This window comes from Nocardioides ferulae (genome assembly GCF_003660455.1).
Lineage (GTDB): Bacteria > Actinomycetota > Actinomycetes > Propionibacteriales > Nocardioidaceae > Nocardioides > Nocardioides ferulae.
The window spans coordinates 1-1,521 of record NZ_QZVR01000051.1 but is presented as its reverse complement, the minus strand read 5'-3'; the positions used below and the strand labels follow the sequence as shown (position 1 = coordinate 1,521).

The window sequence follows — 1,521 nt, the reverse complement described above, 5'->3', positions numbered from 1 at the left end:
CGGAAGATGTCAAGCAGTCTGAGACACGTCTCGTTACGCGGTCTGTATGAGGGCCTCCGGTGAGGGCTGGTTGATCCAGGCAGCCTTGGGCAGCTTGGGTGCCTGAGGTCGACGGCTGCCGAACCGTTCGGGGTGAGCGGCCTGGGCTGCGTCGAGGGTGTGCTGGCGCTGGGCCCGGATCTCGGTCGCGGTGCCGTGGTGGACCGACGCGGGAGTGTGCAGCCCGATCCCCGAATGGCGGTGCTCGTGGTTGTAGTAGGCGAAGAACGCCTCGCAGAACGCCCGGGCGTCGGCCAGCGACCCGAAGCTCTCGGGGAAGACGGGCGCGTACTTCAGGGTCTTGAACGCCGCCTCGCTGAACGGGTTGTCGTTGCTCACCCTGGGCCGGGAATGGCTGCGGTCCACGCCGAGGTCGAGCAGGAGCTGGGCGACGGGCTTCGATGTCATCGAGGTGCCCCGATCAGCATGGACGGCCACGGGGATGCCGTGGACGCCCATCGCCTCTTCGAGCATGGTCTTGGCGATCTCGGAGTCCTCGCCGTTCTGGACCGTCCAGGCCACGACGTAGCGGGAGAAGATGTCGAGCACGACGTAGAGCTGGAACCAGACCCCGCGGCCGGGGCCGCGGAGCTTGGTGATGTCCCACGACCAGACCTGCCCCGGTCCGGTGGCCAGCAGCTCAGGCTTCTTCTTCGCCGGATGGGTGGCCTGGCGGCGTCGCTCGCCGGCCGCACCGTGGGCGCGTAGCAGTCGGTGCATGGTCGACATCGAGCACAAGTAGGTGCCCTCGTCGAGCAGCGTGGCCCACGTCTGGGCCACCGACTTGTCGCAAAACCGCTCGCTGGTCAACACGCCCACCACCTGCGCCTGCTCGGCGGTGGTGAGCGCATTCGGCGGCGTCGCCCGTGAGGGCTTCGGTGCCGGCCCGTAGACCACCGGCTTCTTGGCCCGGTAGTGGCTGCCACGGGATCGCCCGAGCAGGTCGCAGGCCCTCTTGGTCGAGGTGTGCTCGGCGAGCTCGTCGACAGCCGGGTTGATCACCGCTGCGGCGGCTTCGGCGTGCCCGTGCTCTCGGAGAGCGTCTCCAAGAGCGCGTGTGCTTTTCCCACAATGTCCAGCGCAGCCCTCGTCCGGGCGAGCTCGGCCTCGGCCCTCTCCGCCCGGACCCGCAACTGCTCGATCTCACGGTCACGCCGATCCCGGGACTTGGGACCGAGCGCCCTGGTTGCGCCTGCCTCGGCGGCCTTGCGCCACTCGGTGATGTGGGAGGAGTACAGGCCCTCCCGACGCAAGATCGCGCCTCGCTCGCCATGGTCGGCCGCCTCGTACTCGGCCACAATCTGCGCCTTGTACTCCGCGGTGAACGTACGTCGCTTGGGCCGGTCAGCTCGAGGGGTCACCACCCCATCATCAAGCCGGGCAGCATCAGCCAACGTCATCGTCATCAGGTGTCTCGCTTCTCGCCCCGTGCAGAGGGAAGGAACTCAGAAGTCGTGTCTCACCTCAGCCTGACGCACAGGG

At 68.0% G+C, this 1,521-nt stretch carries 2 protein-coding genes; both read right to left on the bottom strand.

Annotated features, from left to right (window positions below):
• Nucleotides 1-33: 33 nt before the first annotated feature.
• Nucleotides 34-1,041 (bottom strand): IS3 family transposase, encoded by a 1,008-nt coding sequence (locus tag D6B71_RS22355; protein WP_121259008.1) that lies wholly within the window; start codon nt 1,039-1,041, stop codon nt 34-36.
• The gene (locus tag D6B71_RS22350; RefSeq protein WP_121259007.1) at nt 1,038-1,445 is read right to left on the bottom strand and encodes a transposase; all 408 of its coding nucleotides are present in this window, start codon (nt 1,443-1,445) and stop codon (nt 1,038-1,040) included. The genes D6B71_RS22355 and D6B71_RS22350 overlap by 4 nt, the downstream gene beginning before the upstream one ends.
• Nucleotides 1,446-1,521 lie beyond the last annotated feature (76 nt).

Bases quoted from the DNA above. Each gene is read 5' to 3' on its own strand.
- D6B71_RS22350 (WP_121259007.1), bottom strand. From the start codon at position 1,445: ATGACGATGACGTTGGCTGATGCTGCCCGGCTTGATGATGGGGTGGTG.